The organism is Noviherbaspirillum agri (assembly GCF_054780595.1).
In genome coordinates this window covers 553,330-572,646 of sequence record NZ_BAAGWA010000001.1, presented here as the reverse complement: position 1 = coordinate 572,646, position 19,317 = coordinate 553,330, and the positions used below count along the sequence as shown (strand labels likewise).

The window sequence follows — 19,317 nt, the reverse complement described above, 5'->3', positions numbered from 1 at the left end:
CGGGCACTCCTATTAGCACCGCCCCTTTCAGATTGGCACACCGAAAAAAATGTAAAAAAAGCGCCCGAACAGTCTGTGTAAAAAGTCTGTAAACAGGCGCCCAACAAATTGCCCCGCGTGTGCGGGGCAATTTTTGTTTGGGAGGGCAAAAAGGAGCAGGCGCGCATCGCCTGCAGGAATTGGCGGGCTCTGATCATATTTATGACCCGTTTGACAAGTATCTCTCCAGCCACTTCCTGCTGGTGCTTGCGCAGCCGCTCGATGGCGCGTGTGACGGCCCCTGCGGCAGGGCCATCCTGCCCATCCTCCCTGTCGACCTCATCGAGTCGTTGCAGGTAAGCCGTTATTTCCTGCTCCATCCGCTGCTGCTCGGCAGCCAGTCCCGGCGGCTCGCCTACCACCTTGCGCGATGATCCGATGACATTCGCGCTCCAGCTCCCGAGACGACCTTATCCCGCTTAGAGCCTGTTTGAAAACTGTAGCGAGCGGTCCGAGTTTGGTTGGAGAAGCGCAGTCGTACGTGAGGTACGACGAGCATCGCAGAGCCAAAATCGGGCTGCGCAGTAAGTTTTCAAACAGGCTCTTAGATAACCGCAGAGACACAGCTTGAGCAGATCGGCCGGATCGTACGGCGGGCGGCCAAGCCTTGCCGCCTTGGCCTTGCCAAAGACCAGTTCGAACAAGTCCAGCTACTCTACCCAGGCGTCAATGACGCCCACTTCCGTCTCTTGAGCCATCAGATCATCCAGCATCACTGGAAACAATGTCGACTGCCCTGACTCTCTCCTCGCCGATGCCCCATCCCTCATCCTCCACAAAGGAAAATCCCCGCCCAACTCAAGCCCCTCGCTTAACCTGTTGAAGGTTTTGGGATAGCCAAAGGCTGATTGAAGGGCCGCATTCGCAAGGATGCGGCCTTTTTTCATTGGTCGGGGTCGCCAAGGTGCTGCGGCGAATGCAGGGGTATAAGCGAACTGCAGGAACCTTCCGACCGGCCAAAACGATAATCTGTGCCTTGGAAATCAGCGGGGCTCGCTGAACTTTATCCGCAACAGACGCCGTGCGCCTGCTGTGAGTTCAGCGTCGACCCTTTTGAGCACCATTGGAGCCGGGCTAGGTTCAGCATCCTCTGGCGTGATTGAGTTCGACAAACAGAAAGCCCCGTAAGTCGTTGAACTTACGGGGCTATTTGCCCGGTCAATCAACCGCTTTCAACAGGTTAAGCGAGAGGCTTGCGCCCAACTCTCATTGGACGGGGATTTCTTGCTTTGGTTTACCACGATGGCCTGTTTTTACACAGCCTGCGAAGGGCGCTTTTCAATCCACGGATTCCCGTTAATGCTTTACGACATTCGGGTCGGCTTGAGGAGTGGCTTGCGCAACCGCCGTGTCAACAGGTGAATCCACATCGGTTAGAGGGGTGGGCTGCCGCTCCAATGCCACCTCCAGTACCTTGTCGATCCACCGCACCGGGATAATTTCCAGTTTGTTCTTCACGTTATCCGGAATCTCCGCAAGGTCCTTGACGTTCTGCTCAGGTATCAAGGCAGTCTTGATTCCGCCACGATGCGCTGCCAGCAGCTTTTCCTTCAAGCCTCCGATCGGCAGGACCTCACCACGAAGGGTGATCTCGCCAGTCATCGCCACGTCAGCCCGCACCGGAATACCCGTCAGTACCGACACGAGAGCAGTAGTCATCGCGATACCGGCAGAAGGACCATCCTTCGGCGTCGCACCTTCCGGTACGTGGATGTGGATATCGGTCTTTGAAAAGAGTTCAGTCTTGATGCCCAAACGCTTCGCACGGCTGCGCACCACGGTGCGGGCTGCCTCGATCGACTCCTTCATCACATCACCCAAGGTGCCCGTACGGATGATGTCGCCTTTGCCCGGCATGGTCATGGCCTCAATGGTGAGGAGATCACCACCAACTTCCGTCCATGCCAATCCGACGACCTGGCCGATCTGATTCTCTTTTTCCGCCATCCCGAAATCGTAACGACGCACACCAAGGAACTTGTCAAGGTTCTTCGGCGTGACGGCAATCTTGCGATCCTGCTTCTTCAACAAAAGCATCTTCACGACCTTACGGCAAATCTTGGAGATTTCCCGCTCCAGCGAACGCACACCAGCTTCACGCGTGTAATAGCGAATGATGTCGCGAATCGCGGATTCCGAGACGGCAATTTCATCCTCTTTCAATCCGTTGTTCGCAATCTGCTTCGGCAACAGGTAGCGCAATGCGATATTCGTCTTTTCGTCCTCCGTGTAACCGGACAAGCGGATAACCTCCATCCGGTCCAACAGTGCCGGCGGGATGTTGTACGAGTTCGACGTCGCGACAAACATCACATCAGACAAGTCAAAGTCAACCTCGATGTAATGATCCGAAAAGGTATGGTTCTGCTCGGGGTCGAGCACCTCAAGCAAGGCAGACGCAGGATCACCCCGGAAATCCATGCCGAGTTTGTCGACCTCATCTAGCAGGAATAGCGGATTGCGCACACCTGTCTTTGCCAAGCTCTGCAGTATCTTGCCGGGCATCGAGCCAATATAAGTCCTGCGGTGACCACGTATCTCGGCTTCATCACGTACACCACCCAACGCCATGCGAACGAACTTACGGTTTGTGGCGCGAGCAATCGACTGACCTAGCGAGGTTTTACCAACACCGGGCGGGCCAACGAGGCACAAGATCGGTGCCTTTACCTTGTCCACACGCTGCTGCACGGCGAGATACTCGAGAATACGTTCTTTGACCTTCTCCAGGCCGTAGTGCTCATCTTCCAGCACCTTCTCGGCATTGGTGAGGTCGTTGTTGATCTTGGACTTCTTTCTCCATGGGAGGCTCAACAACGTATCGATATAATTTCGCACCACTGTCGCCTCGGCAGACATCGGAGACATGAGCTTGAGCTTCTTGAGTTCCGACTGAGCCTTCTCGCGCGCCTCTTTCGGCATCTTTGCCGCAATGATTTTCTTTTCCAGCTCTTCGAGGTCCGCTCCCTCTTCGCCCTCGCCGAGTTCCTTCTGGATTGCTTTCACCTGTTCATTCAGATAGTACTCGCGTTGCGATTTCTCCATCTGCCGCTTTACACGTCCGCGGATGCGTTTCTCTACTTGGAGAATATCTAGTTCACCTTCAAGCTGACCGAGGAGATGCTCATGGCGCTTCGCGACATTGAAGATTTCGAGAATCACCTGTTTTTGCTCAAGCTTCAATGGCAGGTGCGCTGCTATGGTGTCGGCTAGGCGCCCTGCATCATCAATACCGGCCAACGAAGTGAGAATCTCCGGCGGGATTTTCTTGTTCAGTTTTACGTACTGGTCAAACTGCTGAACAATCGCGCGCCGCATCGCCTCGACCTCGGACTCATCCCCTGGCTCGGACTCCACCGGAGTCAGTTCGGCGACAAAGTGCGTCTCCAGTTCGCTGATGTGGTGAATGCGCGCGCGTTGAGCGCCTTCAACCAGCACTTTAACGGTGCCGTCAGGTAGCTTTAGCATCTGCAAAATATTGGCAACACAACCGATTTCGTAAATATCGGATGCGGAGGGCTCGTCCTTGGCAGCTGCTTTCTGCGCAGCGAGCATAATGCTCTTGCCTTGCTCCATTGCGGCCTCAAGAGCCTTGATCGACTTAGGTCTGCCGACGAATAACGGAATCACCATATGCGGGAAGACAACAACGTCCCGCAACGGCAACAACGGCAACTGGGTTTGTTCAGAAAGTGTTGTAGAAGTCGTCATGGCGAACCTTATTTAAGAGCTTGTTAATGATGTAGGCACGGCAGCCTAAAACTCAAGTCCAAGCAGAAACAAAATCACTGCTGCAAGCTTTGCAATAAAAAAAGCCACACACGAAGTCGCCCTCGGGTGGCTTTGCACTGGAAGCCTGAAGTGATTCCTGTAATTCAAATTGTAATGCTGTTGGGAAAAAAGACGTCTGTATCCATGTTCATCAAATGCAATCACCAATCAGCCACCTTGAGCTACTTTGCACCAGACACCTTCGGCTGCTCATGATAAATCAAAAGGGGTTTTGCCCCATTGATAATCGTATTCTCGTCTATCACGACCTTTGCGACGTTCTGCTGGCTCGGCAACTCGAACATTACTTCTAGCAAGGCGTGTTCCAAAATCGAACGCAAACCGCGGGCACCAGTTTTTCGTTCAAGAGCTTTTCTGGCGATTGCATGCAATGCTGCGGGCCGAACTTCCAGTTCAGCGCCTTCCATTTGAAGCAGTTTTGCATACTGCTTGATCAGCGCATTCTTGGGTTCAAGCAAGATTTGGATCAAGGCCTCTTCGTTTAGTTCACTCAGGGTCGCGACCACAGGCAAGCGTCCGACCAGCTCTGGAATCAAGCCGAATTTAATTAAATCCTCAGGCTCGGCATCCAATAATACTTCGCTGGCATTACGCTCCTGTTGACTCTTCACGCTGGCCGAAAACCCGATACCACTCTTCTCTGAGCGATTGGAGATAATCTTGGCAAGGCCGTCGAAAGCACCACCACAAATAAACATGATATTGGTGGTGTCGATCTGGACGAAATCCTGGTTTGGATGTTTGCGCCCACCTTGAGGTGGCACCGACGCCATCGTTCCCTCGATAAGCTTCAGCAAGGCCTGCTGCACACCCTCGCCCGACACATCACGTGTAATTGAAGGGTTGTCGGATTTCCGAGAGATCTTGTCGATCTCGTCAATATAGACGATGCCTTTCTGTGCCTTCTCAACCTCGTAATTACAGTTTTGCAATAGCTTCTGGATGATGTTTTCAACGTCCTCTCCTACGTAGCCCGCTTCTGTCAACGTCGTGGCATCAGCGATGACGAATGGAACGTTCAGCATCCGCGCAAGCGTTTGTGCGAGCAGCGTTTTGCCAGAACCGGTCGGACCGACGAGCAAGATATTGCTCTTTGCCAATTCAACGTCATCTTTCTTTCCCAAGTGTTTCAACCGCTTGTAGTGGTTGTACACAGCGACCGACAAGATACGCTTGGCAGTCTCCTGTCCAATGACATATTGCCCGAGGAGCTCGAAGATTTCTTGCGGCGTCGGAAGGTCGGATTTCGGCCCTGAAACCGGCTCAGCGCTCGATGCTTCGTCACGAATAATATCGTTGCACAAATCGATACACTCGTCGCAGATGAACACGGATGGTCCTGCGATAAGCTTTTTTACCTCGTGCTGGCTCTTTCCGCAAAAGGAGCAGTAAAGAAGTTTTTCGCCGCTGGAGGATTTTTTGTCAGACATAGAGCAAAGTATGGATAGAGATTGAGTTGATCTTACCTGCGAAATTCAGATTCGTCACGACACCGCTCAAGAAACGCGGCAAACGGCCAAGAATCGTCGTCCGAAAACAAACGCCCGGACGGGCGAACGTCCGGGCGTTTTTCCGCTTGGACAGCCCATTAAACGCGGGAGGTCAGCACCTTGTCAATCATGCCATATTCGGCAGCTTCCGCAGCAGACATGAAATTATCTCTGTCTGTATCCCTGCTGATTTGTTCCACGGTCCGCCCAGTTTTTTCTGCGAGGATGTGGTTCAGGCGATCGCGTAAGTAGAGGATCTCGCGTGCCTGGATCTCAATGTCCGCAGCCTGGCCCTGGGCCCCACCCAGAGGCTGATGAATCATGATGCGCGAGTTCGGCAACGAGAAGCGCTTCCCTTTTGCTCCTGCTGCAAGCAGGAAGGCGCCCATCGATGCAGCCAAGCCAGTGCACAAAGTTGAGACGTCGGGCTTAATAAACTGCATCGTGTCATAGATTGCCATCCCCGCAGAAACCGATCCACCCGGGGAATTGATGTACAGAGATATATCCTTGTCCGGATTTTCGCTCTCGAGGAAAAGCAACTGCGCAACAATCAGGTTGGCGGAATGGTCATTAACCGGGCCGACCAGAAAAATGACGCGCTCCTTCAGCAAACGCGAGTAAATATCGTACGCTCGCTCACCACGGCCACTCTGTTCAATCACCATCGGCACCATACCGAGCATTTCGGTATCGAGTGCTGCATTTCTAATCATGCCTGACATGTGCTTTCCTTAAGGATGACGCACTCGCGACTTAGGCTTGTGCGTTGTTGCCCATCAACTCGTCAAACGAAACCGCCTTTTCAGCGACCTTGGCCTTGTCCAGAACATACTTAACGACGTTTTCTTCCAATACAAGTGCTTCCACCTCCGCCAGACGACGACGATCGCTGTAGTAATACTTCATCACTTGCTGAGGATCTTCATAGCTCTGTGCAAACTCCTCGATCTGTGCCTTCACCTGCTCCGGGGTTGCTTCAAGGTTGTTTGCCTTCACTACTTCTGCAAGGATCAAGCCAAGGCGAACGCGGCGCTCTGCCTGCGCGGTAAAGAGCTCAGGCGGGAACGGCATATCCTTCACGTTCATGCCACGCTGAGCCATGTCCTGACGGGCCATTTCGGTGAGACGCTCGACGTCCTGATCAATCAGCGCTTTCGGCACATCCAGTTCCGACGCTTTGATCAATGCGTTCATCACGCCGTCTTTGGTCTTGGCTTTGACGCGACCGTTGACTTCGCGTTCCAGATTGACCTTGATGTCTTGACGCATCTTGACGAGATCACCATCGGCGATGCCGAGCGACTTCGCAAACTCTGCGTCCACTTCCGGCATGTGTGCCCATTCGATCTTCTTCATCGTGATCGTGAACTCTGCCGTTTTGCCGGCGACATCCTTTCCGTGGTAATCAGCCGGGAACGGCAACGGGAAGGTTTTGGATTCACCAACCTTCAACCCGATTGCCGCAGCCTCGAATTCTGGCAGCATACGGCCCTCGCCGAGTACGAACGGATAGTTCTCTGCTTTACCGCCCTGGAATTCGACGCCGTCGATCTTGCCGACGAAATCGACAGTTACGCGATCGCCGTTCTGCGCAGCCTGATCGGCGCCGCCGTCACCGTGAGCACTCTGCTCGCCTTTGACGTGATAATGCACGCGCTGCTTGCGCAGGATATCGATCGTCTTGTCGATCTCGGCTTCGGTGACGTCGCACTTGACCTTTTCGACTTCTGCACCGGACAGGTCGCCGATCTTAACTTCCGGATAAACTTCAAACGTCGCATCAAATGTGACTACATCTTCCGCCACACCGTCGCCGCTCTTCGGCTCGATCTTCGGATAGCCGGCAACACGAAGATTGTTTTCACTGGCAGCCTCGCTGAATGCACGGCCAACCTTGTCATTCAATACCTCGTTCTCGACCTGAAAGCCATACTGCTGAGCGACCATCTTCATCGGCACTTTACCCGGACGGAAGCCCGGAGCTTTAGCGGTGCGCGCACGAATCTTCAAGCGCTTTTCAACTTCCGCTTTCACATCTGCCAGCGGCACAGTAATGGTGATGCGGCGCTCGAGTTTTTCCAAGGTTTCGACTGCAGTTGCCATGTGAATCGTCCAAAAAATTAAGTATTCTATGGTGCGAGGAGGGGGACTCGAACCCCCACACCATTGCTGGCGTCAGGACCTAAACCTGGTGCGTCTACCAATTTCGCCATCCTCGCGGGAATGTAGCATTGCTCTTTTACGTTGATTTTGCACAAAAGCAAAGGGCGACCATGAAGTGAATATTTGGTCGCCCTACAAAGCTCTTGTTAGTAGCTCTTCAACTTCAACCTGGCATTTTACTGGATTTTTATTTCAGCTGTCCCGCTTTTTATGCATGGGAGCCTCTCGTCCGATGAAGCGGAGAAGCCCCCACTCCTGCTACGGGATGGTCGCCACTTCCGGCCCCGGCTTCTTGACGCGGAACCACGCGGCATAGAGCGCGGGCAGAAATAACAGCGTCAAGGCCGTCGCAATGACTAGACCGCCCATGATTGCAACGGCCATCGGCCCCCAGAACACCGACCGGGACAGCGGAATCATCGCTAGCACCGCTGCAGCGGCTGTGAGAATGATCGGCCGGAAGCGGCGCACTGCCGATTCGACAATCGCATTCCACGGTGCGGCTCCCTCGCGAATATCGTGCTCGATCTGGTCGACGAGAATCACCGAATTCCGGATGATCATGCCGAACAGCGCAATCACGCCAAGCTGGGCGACGAAGCCGAAGGGCCGTTGCAGAAGCAGGAGTGCAAGCGCTGCTCCTGCAATACCCAGCGGCCCGGTGAGGAACACCATCAACGCTCGCGAGAAGCTGTGAAGCTGAAGCATCAGCAAGGTGAAGATGATGAATATCACCAACGGCACGTTTGCGGCAATCGATTGCTGCGCCTTGCCGCTGTCGGCTGCTGCTCCGGCCAGCTCGATCTTGTATCCAGCGGGCAGACTTGCACGCAGCTTGTCCAACTGCGGACTGATCTGGCTCGACACCGTCGGCCCCTGGATACCGTCCGCGACATCCGACTGGACCGTCACTGCCCATTCCCGCCTTTCACGCCAGATTACGCCGGGCTCCCAGACAAACTGGGCGCGGGCGACCTGTGCCATGGGAACGGCCCTGCCACTCGATGTCTGAATATTCGCCTCGTTCAATGCAGTGATGGTAGATCGCTCTTCCACCGGTTGGCGCATCACGATATCAATAAGCTTGTTGTTGTCGCGGTACTGGCCAATCGTTGTCCCGGTCAGGATCGTATTCGCGGTACGCATGACGGTTTGCGAGCTGATGCCAAGAGCACGCAACTTGTCCTGATCCAAATCCAGACGTAGCACTTTGATAGACTCGTTCCAGTTGTCGTTGACGCCGACCGTGTTGGGATTGGTGCGCATGATTTCTTTTACCTCATCGGCAATCGCACGCACCTTCTCCACTTCGTATCCTGTCACACGGAACTGGACCGGGTACGGTACGGGCGGCCCGTTGGGCAGGAGTTTTACCCTCCCCCTGACCTCAGGAAAATCGTTCTTGAACGCGTCGATGATCTTCAGGCGCAATGCTTCCCGCGCGTTCAGGTCGGACGGCAAGATCACGAATTGTGCAACGTTACTTTGAGGGAAAATCTGATCAAGTGGCAAATAAAAGCGAGGACTGCCAGTTCCCACATAGCTGGTGATGCTTTCGACGCCCTCGTGTTTGCGTACGAACGTTTCAAACTTCTTGGCTTGCGCTTCAGTGGCCGCGAAGGCAGTCCCTTCCGGCATCCAGAGTTCCACCATCAACTCTGGCCGGCTAGAGTCCGGAAAGAACTGCTGCTCGATAAAGCGGAAGCCGATCACACCAAGCACAAAGACAGCCAAGGTCAACGCAATCGTGGTCTTGCGCCACTCCACACACCAGTTCACGAGGGAACGGAAGCGTGAATAGAACGGCCCATCGAAAAGCTCATGGTGGCCATCAGCGTTCGCCGCAGGTTTCACCTTGAGCAAAACATAGCCAATATAGGGAGTGAACAATACGGCCACGAACCAAGAAATAACCAATGCCAGCGCATTCACCGAGAACATCGAGAATGTGTACTCGCCTGCAGCGGACTTGGCGAGCCCGATCGGGAGGAAACCCGCAGCCGTGATCAGCGTCCCGGTCAGCATTGGCATTGCCGTCGACGTATAAGCAAAGGTCGCCGCATCAAATCGCGAAAAGCCTTCTTCCATCTTCCGCACCATCATCTCTACGGCGATGATTGCGTCGTCGACAAGCAGGCCGAGCGCAATAATCAGCGCGCCGAGCGAGATCTTATGCAAGTCGATATTCAAGATCCGCATGAAGAGGAAGGTCACTGCCAGCACCAACGGAATCGTCAGCGCGACGACCAGCCCCGGCCAGATATCCAGGCGAAAGGGTTTGGTGTGAAGACCGAGCGAAAGAAAACTCACGGCGAGCACGATGAGCACGGCTTCTGCAAGCGTCTTCAGGAATTCGTTGACCGATGAAGCGACGGCTTTGGGCTGGTCCGAGACGCGCTCAAGCTCGATGCCGACGGGGAGTTTGCTCTTGATATCGCTGACCGTTGCTTCGAGGTTGCGCCCCATCTGGATGATGTCGCCACCCTTTTCCATGGAAATCCCCAAGCCAATGACTTCCTTGCCATTGAAGCGCATCTTGTCTTGTGGGGGATCCTTGTATTCGCGCTTGACTGCCGCAAAATCTCCGAGGCGGAAGGTCGTGTTATTGGCTCGCAATTCCAGGTTCTCGAGGTCTTTTACGGAGCGCATCGCACCGGTTACCCGGACCTGCAGATTGTCGGTGGCAGTCACCAGCACACCGGTCGACTCAACCGTGTTCTGTGCGTTGAGCTGTGCGACGATTGCCTCGAACGGTATCCCTAGCTGTGCGAACTTCTTGTTCGAAAACTCGATATTGATCTTCTCGTCTTGCACACCAAATAGTTCGACCTTGGCCACTGAAGGTACCTGCAGGAGCTGCTGGCGCACCAGATCGGCATAGTCCTTCACTTCCGCCGGAGTGAATCCATCCCCGGACAGTGCGAAGATCGATCCGTACGTATCGCCGAATTCATCATTGAAGAACGGCCCGATGACCCCGGCAGGCAACGTGCCACGGATATCCCCGATCTTCTTGCGCACCTGGTACCACGCTTGAGGCGTTTCCTTCGGCGGGGTTGATTCGCGCAACTGAAGGATGATGACGGTCTCGCCCGGCTTGGAATAGCTGCGGATCTTGTCGATGTACGGCGTTTCCTGCAGCTTCTTTTCCAGCTTGTCTGTTACCTGTTCGGCCATCTGCAATGCGGTCGCCCCGGGCCACACTGCCCGCACAACCATCGCACGGAAGGTGAATGGCGGATCTTCGTCCTGGCCAAGCTGGCTATAACTCAGCACGCCGCCAATCAGCAAAGCAACAATCAGGTAACGAGTCAGCGGGATATGTTCGAGTGCCCAGCGGGAAAGGTTAAAGCCGCCCTTCATTTGACCGCCCCATTAACGGGCCCGGCATTCATCGCCTGGGCCGCAATGTCCGCTCCCGGCGTCGGCGCGCCATCGGTATTGGCAAGGGTTTCGCCGCCGAGAATTTTCACTTTTTGACCATCTTTAAGCAGGTTGACGCCAGCAGTAACGATCGTCTGACCGGGAGACAAGCCATTGGCGACCAGGATGTCGTTGCCGGTCGCACCTGCTATCTGGACAGGAACGAGCTTTACCTTGTCGTTTTCCACCACCCAGACTGAAGTCGACGACTTTTGCTGGAACAATGCGTTCAGCGGAAGCTTGATCATGGCATCGGAGGTTTTGGCCACGAACGTGACATAGGCAGTCATTCCCAGCTTCACGCTCTCCGGCGCGTCGGGGATGGAAATCTTTGCCGTATAAGTGCGGGTCGCCGGGTCCGCAACGGGAGATACTTCGCGCAGCTTGCCCGGAATACTCTCGTTCGGGCGCGCCCAGGTCCGTACGCGTACGTCCTTCATGCGGCGCAAGGTATCAACCTTGTCCTCCGGGAGACCGATGACGATCTCCTTTTCTCCCGCCCGGGCAACGCGGACGACTGGACTTCCGGCCCCGACCACCTGGCCCACCTCTGCATCCACGCTGGTAACCACGCCGTCGATATCGGCGACCAGTGTCGTATAGCCGGCCTGATTCGATTGATTCCGGTAGGCGGCAAGCGCCTGTTCATAACTCGCCTGGGCGGCCTTGAAAGCTGTTTCCTTGCCGTCAAGGACCGCCTGGCTGACGAAGTTTTTCTCGCGCAGCTCCTGGTAGCGCTTCATTTCTGCATTGGCAAGGTCGCGGTTGCTTTCAGCCGCTTTCAGCCCCGCATTTGCCTGCGCCTGAGCCAGTTGAAGGTCTTGGGGATCGAGTTGCATCAGCACCTGGCCGCGTTTCACGATAGAGCCGACATCAACTTTTCTTGAAACGATTTTTCCGCCGACACGAAAACCGAGCCGGGATTCGACCCTTGCACGAACCTCACCTGAGAATTCGGCGGCTACATCGACATTGTCCGCGGCGAGGCGAATGACACGAACCGGACGGATCTCTTCCACCTTCTCGGCCGGTTTGGAACACGCGGCAAGCATCAATGGCGCCACAATAGCCAAAGTAGCAACAAGGCGGAAGCGTATTTCGTTTGGCACATTCATACGGGAAACTATCAGGGCGGTCACTTTTTTTCCTTTACTATGCGATCTGACAACGCGCGCCCTTGGCTCTTTTTACGAGCCCGGCGACAGTTACTGACTGACTGGTTAGTAATTATAAGCAGCCTATCTGTGAATTGCATATGACTTTTTGGTCATTAACAAACAATGTCAGTTGATCACTACGAAAATTTCCCGGTAGCCTCGATTCTCCTGCCCGCCCGGCTGCGGCCGGCGGTAGAGGCAATCTATGCCTTTGCGCGAAGTGCCGATGACCTGGCCGATGAAGGAAATGCGGCGCCATCGGAGCGCCTACAGGCGCTCGCAGCGTATGAAGAACAGCTAAGCAGGATTGAGCACGCCGCCGCCACGGACGGATCGATGTTTGCCTCGCTCGCCAAAGTCATCGCTGTCTATCGCCTCCCGCTCCAGCCGCTGCGGGACCTGCTCTCGGCTTTCAAGCAGGATGTAGTGAAAAAGCGTTACGCCACGTTCGATCAGCTGCTGGATTACTGCCGCCGCTCCGCCAATCCGGTTGGCGCGATGATGCTCCACCTTTATGGCTCGGCCGACGATCGGAATACGCGCGATTCGGACGCCATTTGTTCCGCACTTCAGTTGATCAACTTCTGGCAGGACGTGGCCATCGACTGGAGGAAGGAGCGGATCTACCTTCCCCAGGAAGATCTGGGGCACTTCGGCGTTACCGAACTCCATCTGACAAGCGAATGCGCTGATGACGCCTGGCGCAACCTGATGCGCTTTCAGATTGAGCGGGCGCGGAACATGATGCTGTCCGGGGCTCCGCTGGCACTGCGCCTGCCCGGCCGCATCGGCTGGGAGTTGCGACTGGTGATCCACGGCGGGCTGCGCATACTGGAGAAAATCGAGCGCGTCGACTACGACGTATTCCGTCGCCGCCCTACGCTCGGACCAGTGGACTGGCTCGTCCTTCTTTACCGTGCTGCGACAATGAAATACAGTTTGGCGCGCCCCGCGCATGTCGGCTAGCATAGCGGCTTTGCCTCAACCCCGACGTCCCCTTCCATGTCGCCCGACGAATACTGCCAACAAAAAGCCGTCCAAAGCGGCTCGAGTTTCTATTACAGCTTCCTGTTCCTGCCTGCCGAGCGCCGCAGGGCGATTACCGCACTCTATGCGTTTTGTCGTGAAGTGGATGACACCGTCGACGAATGCATCGATCCCACCGTTGCGCGCAACAAATTGAATTGGTGGCGGAAAGAAATCAACGCGATGATCGCCGGAGCTCCCACCCATCCGGTCACACAGGCGCTTCAGCCGCATGTCACCACCTACGGCCTCGAAGCCACGCACCTGCAGGCCATCATCGACGGCATGGAGATGGACCTCGACCAGACGCGCTACCTTGATTTTGTGGGTCTGAAGAAATACTGCTGGCATGTCGCCAGCGTCGTCGGGATCCTGTCGGCAAGCATCTTTGGCGTGACCCGTGCCGAAACCCTGCAATACGCTGAAAAGCTCGGCCTGGCGTTTCAGCTCACAAACATTATTCGTGACGTGGGCGAGGATGCGCGCAAGGGACGCATCTACTTGCCGGTCAATGAGTTACAACAGTTCAACGTTACCGCCGCGGATATCCTGAATGCCCGCCACAGCGACAGGTTCGAGGCATTGATGCGCTTCCAGACCGAGCGCGCGCAAGCGATGTATGACGAAGCATTTGCGCTGCTGCCCAAAGAGGATCGCCGCGCCCAACGTCCCGGGCTGATGATGGCTGCCATCTACCGCGCACTCCTGGACGAAATCCAGCGCGATGGTTTTCATGTCCTCAACCACAAGGTCTCACTGACGCCGATCCGCAAGCTCTGGCTTGCATGGAAGACCTACATCCGCGGATAGGAAATGCCATTCTCAGTGCATCAGTCGTTTCGCAGGGAAGCGTGCTCGTGACAGCATCTGCAAGAAGAGTGGCTGTCATTGGCGGCGGCTGGGCCGGCTGTGCAGCGGCAGTGGAACTCGCGCAGCGAGGTGACGTGGTCACGCTCTTTGAGGCTGCCCGGACGCTGGGGGGGCGTGCGCGCAGAGTAGAACTGGCTGGGAAGCTTCTCGACAACGGCCAGCATATCCTGCTGGGCGCATACAGCGAGACATTGCGCCTGATGCAGGCGGTCGGCATTCGTCCTGAAGATGCCCTCCTTCGGCTGCCGTTGCAGATGCGCTATCCAGGCACCGACGGAATGGATTTTGTCACGCCACGTTTGCCTGCCCCCCTTCACATGCTGGTCGGCCTCATGCGCGCCAAGGGACTGTCGCGGGAAGACAAACTCTCGCTGGCCCGGTTTAGCACCACGGCCCGCTGGATGGACTGGCAACTGAACAACGACTGCAGCGTGACCGAATTGCTGGAACACTTCGACCAGACGCAGCGTCTGATCCGTCTGATGTGGCGACCACTCTGCATTGCGGCGCTCAATACACCACCGGAGCGTGCGTCTGCCAAGGTATTTCTTAACGTACTGCGTGACAGCCTCGGTGCACGGCGCCATGCTTCCGACATGCTGCTGCCACGCGTCGACCTTTCGATGCTCTTTCCGGACCATGCGGGCCACTTCATCCAGCAACGTGGCGGTGAAGTCCGGTTAGGCACCTCGGTGAAATCCATCCATACTGCGTCATCCGGCTGGGACGTCTTGTGCAAGAGCGATCGTGAAGACGCCGCCGAGCGCTTCGATGCGGTCATCGTGGCAACCTCGCCTGCGCATGCGGCGAATGTACTGGAGGGACTTGGCAATGCCGCGCAGATCCCGGCGTTTACTTTCGAGCCGATCACCACCTGTTACCTGCAGTACGACGCGTCGGTACGGCTATCCAACCCGTTCTTTGCACTGAACGACAATGGTAATAACCGCGAATGGGGGCAGTTCGTTTTTGACCGCGGCTGGCTCGACAAAGAACAAGCCGGGCTCCTGGCGGTCGTCGTCAGCGCAGCCAAAGAATTGCTGGCGAGCTCGCATGATGAATTGACCTTTGCTATCGGCGCCCAGCTCGCACGCGCACTTCAACGGCCGGACCTGACGACGCCGCACTGGACCAAGGTCATCACCGAAAAGCGCGCAACCTTCTCATGCACGCCGGGCCTGCTCCGGCCGGCGAACGCCACGGCCCTTCCCGGCCTCGCACTCGCCGGCGACTACACAGAATGCGACTATCCGGCCACGCTGGAATCAGCCACAAGAAGCGGCGTACTTGCGGCGCGATGCATCTGATCTGTCAGGCTGCTGAAGACTTAATGAGCAGCCCAAGTCTTGTTGGGGCCTCCAGTCCGAGAGTCACAATCGGGCCGCGTGGCAAGTCTTCAGACAGGCTCTCAGAATCGACCTGTGCAACGCTCTTTCAATAGCGAGCTAGGGCGGCGATGCCTCGTAAGGCACCTCCACAGCATCGGCACCGATGAAGCCGCCATTGTCGTCATGGTAAGCAATGACACATTGCAGTTTCTGCCACGCGGCAATGTCGAGTGCGGACAACCCGCACTGCTGGGACAGTTCCTTGGGGCTTACCGGCTCTGCGGAAGAACGTCGATGCTTGTTATGAAAGCGCAAGTACTCCGATAAAGCCCATAGCAGCAGGATGCTGCCGAGTGCGGCGACGACGATCGAGTACACGCCTAGGAGCCGTTTGAGCTCCGCGACCTGTTGATCCCAGTGGAATTGCGCATGGGCCTGGTAGAGACCAAAGCTCCATGCCGCGAGCGTGATCAGCGGCAGCCAGAGGTAAAACCAGATCGCCCAGAACGCTGTGGTAATCGCTCCCCAGCCAAGACGGCTGACCATGGGAACCAGTGATGGCTCGTCGATGATCAATGGCAGTTTCTTCTTTTCGCTCATGACTCAATGCTCCATGTAGCCCCCGGCGTTGCGGTCGTCACTGTCTTTACGCCACGCGGTTGTGCCGTTGCCGCGGCACTCTCGTACTCGATTTCCACTGCGCGTATCCCACGGTCCGGGCTGACCCAGACGGCTCGCTTTCCCGGCCGGCGGAGGAAGGCCTTGGGCACGGCAACAACTGACGTCACCATATTGAGCACCCAGTACGCGAGCGGATACCAGATCATCCAGTAGAACTGCCGCAGCATCGGCCGGTCATACGAACGGTCCAGCATCATCGCCACGAGAACCTGGATGAGGCAGGTCGTCCCGATCAGGACACCATGCCAACCGGGCACGATCGACACTTGCCAACGCTCCGGGAGCGGAAATGCGAGGCCGAGAAGCCACGCCCCGAACACAACGGCCATCGAATACGCCCAGCAGACCGAAGCGATGTACTCGAGATAGATCACCCACATGCGCCGGGAATGCCAGTGTCCGAAGATGAAGGCGTATTTGCGCAGCGCCTGGCAGCCCCCCATCGCCCAGCGAAGGCGTTGCTTCCAGAGCCCCTTCAGGGTTTCCGGCATGAGAATCCAGCATAGCGCGTGCGGCTCGAAGCGGATGTCCCAATGGTTGATCTGCAACTTCCAGCTGATGTCGATGTCTTCCGTCAGCATGTCCGGACTCCAGAAGCCGCACTGAACGATCGCGCGGCGGCGGAACATGGTCGCCACACCGGAGACGGTAAAGAGGCGTCCGTACACCCGCTGCGCACGCTTGATCACACCGATGATCGACGAAAATTCGCCAACTTGCAGCCTGCCGAGCAGCGTGGAGCGGGTGCGGATGCGGGGATTTCCTGTCACGGCACCAACACGCGGACTTGCTTCGAAATGACGCAGCATCCACGAAATCGCATCGCGATCAAGGATGGCATCGCCGTCGATACACAGCAGGAACTCCCCAGCCGCCATCAGCGCTGCGGTATTCAGCGCAACCGCCTTGCCCTGGTTCTTCGCCTGATGCACGACCCGCAGTCGGGTATGGCTCGTCAGCAGCGCGTTGAGAATCTTCCCGGTGTCATCCGTACTGCCGTCATTGACGCAAATGATTTCATAGTTCGGATAGTTCAGCTCCGACAAGGCGTCCACCACGTCGCGGATATTGTCTGCCTCGTTAAAGCACGGCACGACGATGGTCACCATTGGCGTGGACGACAGCAGGCTCATCGGATCCTTGGTCTTGAGACCCTTCCGCTCGTAGTGGAAGTAGTACGCGATCGCGCCGATCATCCACACATACGCCATGAACAGCGGATAGTAGAAAGTGAAATCGAACAAGAACGTATCGAATCGCATTTAGCGCCTCACTGGGAAGGTCTCTACCGAAATCGCGGGCTTGATCACCGCCTCGTCCGGCTGGTTCTGGTGGAAATCGTCCGGGTAATATCCCCAATGGCGAGCGCCGGACAAGCGCAGCTGACGCGAATGTGCGACAAGCGTCTTTGCCGGAATCGGTTTGCCCGTCTTCCAGTCGCGGCTCTGCAGTTCGAAGATCGTCTTCCGCAGCCCGTCAGGCTGCGCCTTCACCTTGGCCAACAACTGTGCGTACCACTTCGCGGGATTGGGTGCGCCCTCCATGAACGGCATTGCCATGACGGCCGTGTAGTCATATGCCGCAAGAAAATCCCGCAGGCGCTGGGCATACCACTCTTCCGAGGCGGGTTCCAGGACCGGTTGTGCATACAGGTTGCGTGCGGTCAGCAGCTGCGGCTGGTATTCGCGCAACACGCGCGCCAGTTCCAATGTGAAGTCGGTCAGATATTCAGCTTTCTTTTCCGTCCACAAACGGCGTCTGGCCGGATCGCTGCGCAAGGTTTCGAGCGGCTCGGCCATCTGCCATTGCTCCCGATAATGCTGCAAGGCGGCCGTGCTGCTGTCTTCATAGTCGGAGAGCGTGGCGTCATCGTGGAACAGGACGCCGTCGAACCGGGCATGCTTGCCGAGGTCCTCATAGATCTCGGTAACTGTCTGGCGCGCCAGCGCGTCAAACGGCGATAGGCGGTGATAGCGGCCGTCGCTTGCGGCAGCAGGTGCACCCGGCATGACCTGCACCAGGCGCCCGGATGCCGGGTGCTGCTTGTCCAGTCTGAATGCGAGCACCGGCATCCACGCATACACCCTCACTGCAGCGCGAGTCGAAAGCTGCCAGGCGACGCGAGAGAACAAGTCGGCGCGCATGGGCAGGTGCCGGCTCGGAAAATACAACTCCTCGGCCACGCCGTCCCCATCCGGATCGGCATATGCCTGCAGATAGACGGTGCTCGGGCGCAGGCGGACTATCCGGTCAAGCAGCAAGGAGAGATTTGCTTCCTGCTTTTGCGGATCCGCGTCATAGATATAGTCGAGGTCGACATGGATGACCCGCTCCGGGCGGACTTGGGTACCGGCTTGCGGCGCAGGTTCACGCAGCAGCCGTGCAAGATCGGAGATCTTCGTGTCGTAGGTAATCAGTGCGCGCCGTACGCGCTGCAGTGAGTCGGACGGCGCATTTGGCCCCGGTTCCAGGTTGAACGCAACCGGCATGCCGGCTTCTGCCGCAAACCTGACAACGGGATGGTTGTATGCGCCATACGGCCAGACCATGACGCGTGGCTTGAGAGACAGTTCGCGCAGGAGCAGCTCGTTATTTTTCTGCAAGTCGCCCCTGACACGCGCAGCATACTGATCGTCGCTTTCGTAGCCCTGCCCCGAATAGGGACGCGAAACTGCCGCAGGAATCTCGTTGCCCTGCGGATTGGCCTTGATCCCCTTGTGCAATGCATAGGAATGCGACGCAATCTCCACGAGGCCGGACGCAGCGATCTCCCGCACCTCGTCCCAGCTCATGAACTCCGTGCGAGGCATCAGGCGCTCGCCGTATTGAACCTGCTCCCCCGGCTGCGCGTCCATCCATTCCCCGACCAGCGCCACGACTGCCGGGTAATTGAACAGTTTCAACAAAGGAAAGACCTTGGTGTAGAAGCTCTTGTATCCGTCGTCGAAAGTCAGCAGGACAGCCTTGTCGGGAAGCACCGCACCTCCGGCACGTGCATCAATGACTTGCTGGAGGCTGACAGGTTGGTAGCCGTTTTCGGCAAGCCAGGAAAAGTGCTCAACCAGGTCGCGCGTATCGATCGCAGTTGGTTCGGGCCAGGTACGGAAGGATTCACGCACATTGTCGCGAACGTCGTGGTAGCACAGCGCGCGGAAGCTCTGTGGGGGATCGACCACCTCCTTTGCCATTACGGGCAACACCAAGGCGCCGGTAGGTTCCCGCGCGATCGCAGCACTGGAAGTCACTGCGAGCACGAGCCAGACGCAGGTCATGCCGAACGCCGCGACAAGCCGCTGCAACGACAGCCAGCCCTTCCGTTTTTCAATTGCTGAATTCGCGTGCATG

Annotated in this window: 14 protein-coding genes and 1 tRNA gene; 4 read left to right on the top strand and 11 right to left on the bottom strand. The window is 56.6% G+C overall.

The window, feature by feature from the left end:
* The first annotated feature begins 179 nt into the window (after positions 1–179).
* Positions 180–413, top strand: coding sequence for a hypothetical protein (locus ACYVIA_RS02440; RefSeq protein ID WP_460837536.1), 234 nt, complete (start codon positions 180–182; stop codon positions 411–413).
* A 276-nt stretch (positions 414–689) separates the two neighbouring features.
* Here the strand turns inward: ACYVIA_RS02440 and ACYVIA_RS02435 are convergent, their stop codons facing one another.
* The 8 genes from ACYVIA_RS02435 to ACYVIA_RS02400 form a co-directional block, all read right to left on the bottom strand.
* On the bottom strand, positions 690–926 hold the full coding sequence (locus tag ACYVIA_RS02435; RefSeq protein ID WP_460837535.1) for a hypothetical protein: 237 nt from the start codon (positions 924–926) through the stop codon (positions 690–692).
* 409 nt (positions 927–1,335) lie between these two features.
* Positions 1,336–3,750 (bottom strand): endopeptidase La, encoded by a 2,415-nt coding sequence (gene lon, locus ACYVIA_RS02430; protein WP_460837532.1) that lies wholly within the window; start codon positions 3,748–3,750, stop codon positions 1,336–1,338.
* A gap of 242 nt (positions 3,751–3,992) precedes the next feature.
* Positions 3,993–5,261, bottom strand: a complete 1,269-nt coding sequence (clpX, locus tag ACYVIA_RS02425) for an ATP-dependent Clp protease ATP-binding subunit ClpX (RefSeq protein ID WP_460837529.1) — start codon at positions 5,259–5,261, stop codon at positions 3,993–3,995.
* A gap of 158 nt (positions 5,262–5,419) precedes the next feature.
* A complete protein-coding gene (gene clpP, locus ACYVIA_RS02420; RefSeq protein WP_460837527.1) occupies positions 5,420–6,046 on the bottom strand; it encodes an ATP-dependent Clp endopeptidase proteolytic subunit ClpP in 627 nt (208 codons plus the stop codon).
* A gap of 31 nt (positions 6,047–6,077) precedes the next feature.
* Positions 6,078–7,427: a trigger factor gene (tig, locus tag ACYVIA_RS02415; RefSeq protein ID WP_460837526.1), complete on the bottom strand. Its 1,350-nt coding sequence runs from the start codon at positions 7,425–7,427 to the stop codon at positions 6,078–6,080.
* A gap of 29 nt (positions 7,428–7,456) precedes the next feature.
* Positions 7,457–7,543: transfer RNA gene (locus ACYVIA_RS02410), tRNA-Leu, on the bottom strand.
* 202 nt (positions 7,544–7,745) lie between these two features.
* A complete protein-coding gene (locus ACYVIA_RS02405) occupies positions 7,746–10,850 on the bottom strand; it encodes an efflux RND transporter permease subunit (RefSeq protein ID WP_460837524.1) in 3,105 nt (1,034 codons plus the stop codon).
* The gene (locus ACYVIA_RS02400) at positions 10,847–12,025 is read right to left on the bottom strand and encodes an efflux RND transporter periplasmic adaptor subunit (protein ID WP_460837638.1); all 1,179 of its coding nucleotides are present in this window, start codon (positions 12,023–12,025) and stop codon (positions 10,847–10,849) included. Before ACYVIA_RS02400 ends, ACYVIA_RS02405 begins: the two co-directional genes overlap by 4 nt.
* 165 nt (positions 12,026–12,190) lie before the next feature.
* On the opposite strand from ACYVIA_RS02400, the gene hpnC reads away from it, so the two are divergent.
* From hpnC to hpnE, 3 genes are read left to right on the top strand one after another with little or no spacing between them, the layout of a single operon-like run.
* The gene (gene hpnC, locus ACYVIA_RS02395; protein ID WP_460837521.1) at positions 12,191–13,033 is read left to right on the top strand and encodes a squalene synthase HpnC; all 843 of its coding nucleotides are present in this window, start codon (positions 12,191–12,193) and stop codon (positions 13,031–13,033) included.
* Positions 13,034–13,069: 36 nt separating this feature from the next.
* On the top strand, positions 13,070–13,903 hold the full coding sequence (gene hpnD / locus ACYVIA_RS02390; RefSeq protein ID WP_460837519.1) for a presqualene diphosphate synthase HpnD: 834 nt from the start codon (positions 13,070–13,072) through the stop codon (positions 13,901–13,903).
* A gap of 47 nt (positions 13,904–13,950) precedes the next feature.
* A complete protein-coding gene (gene hpnE / locus ACYVIA_RS02385) occupies positions 13,951–15,270 on the top strand; it encodes a hydroxysqualene dehydroxylase HpnE (RefSeq protein WP_460837518.1) in 1,320 nt (439 codons plus the stop codon).
* A 138-nt stretch (positions 15,271–15,408) separates the two neighbouring features.
* On the opposite strand, the gene pgaD is transcribed toward hpnE, so the two are convergent.
* The 3 genes from pgaD to pgaB are packed head-to-tail and all read right to left on the bottom strand — an operon-like array spanning position 15,409 to position 19,316.
* Positions 15,409–15,891 (bottom strand): poly-beta-1,6-N-acetyl-D-glucosamine biosynthesis protein PgaD, encoded by a 483-nt coding sequence (gene pgaD / locus ACYVIA_RS02380; protein ID WP_460837516.1) that lies wholly within the window; start codon positions 15,889–15,891, stop codon positions 15,409–15,411.
* Positions 15,888–17,234 (bottom strand): poly-beta-1,6-N-acetyl-D-glucosamine synthase, encoded by a 1,347-nt coding sequence (pgaC, locus tag ACYVIA_RS02375; RefSeq protein ID WP_460837515.1) that lies wholly within the window; start codon positions 17,232–17,234, stop codon positions 15,888–15,890. The genes pgaD and pgaC overlap by 4 nt, the downstream gene beginning before the upstream one ends.
* A complete protein-coding gene (pgaB, locus tag ACYVIA_RS02370; RefSeq protein WP_460837513.1) occupies positions 17,235–19,316 on the bottom strand; it encodes a poly-beta-1,6-N-acetyl-D-glucosamine N-deacetylase PgaB in 2,082 nt (693 codons plus the stop codon). It abuts the gene before it with no gap.
* Position 19,317: the final 1 nt, after the last annotated feature.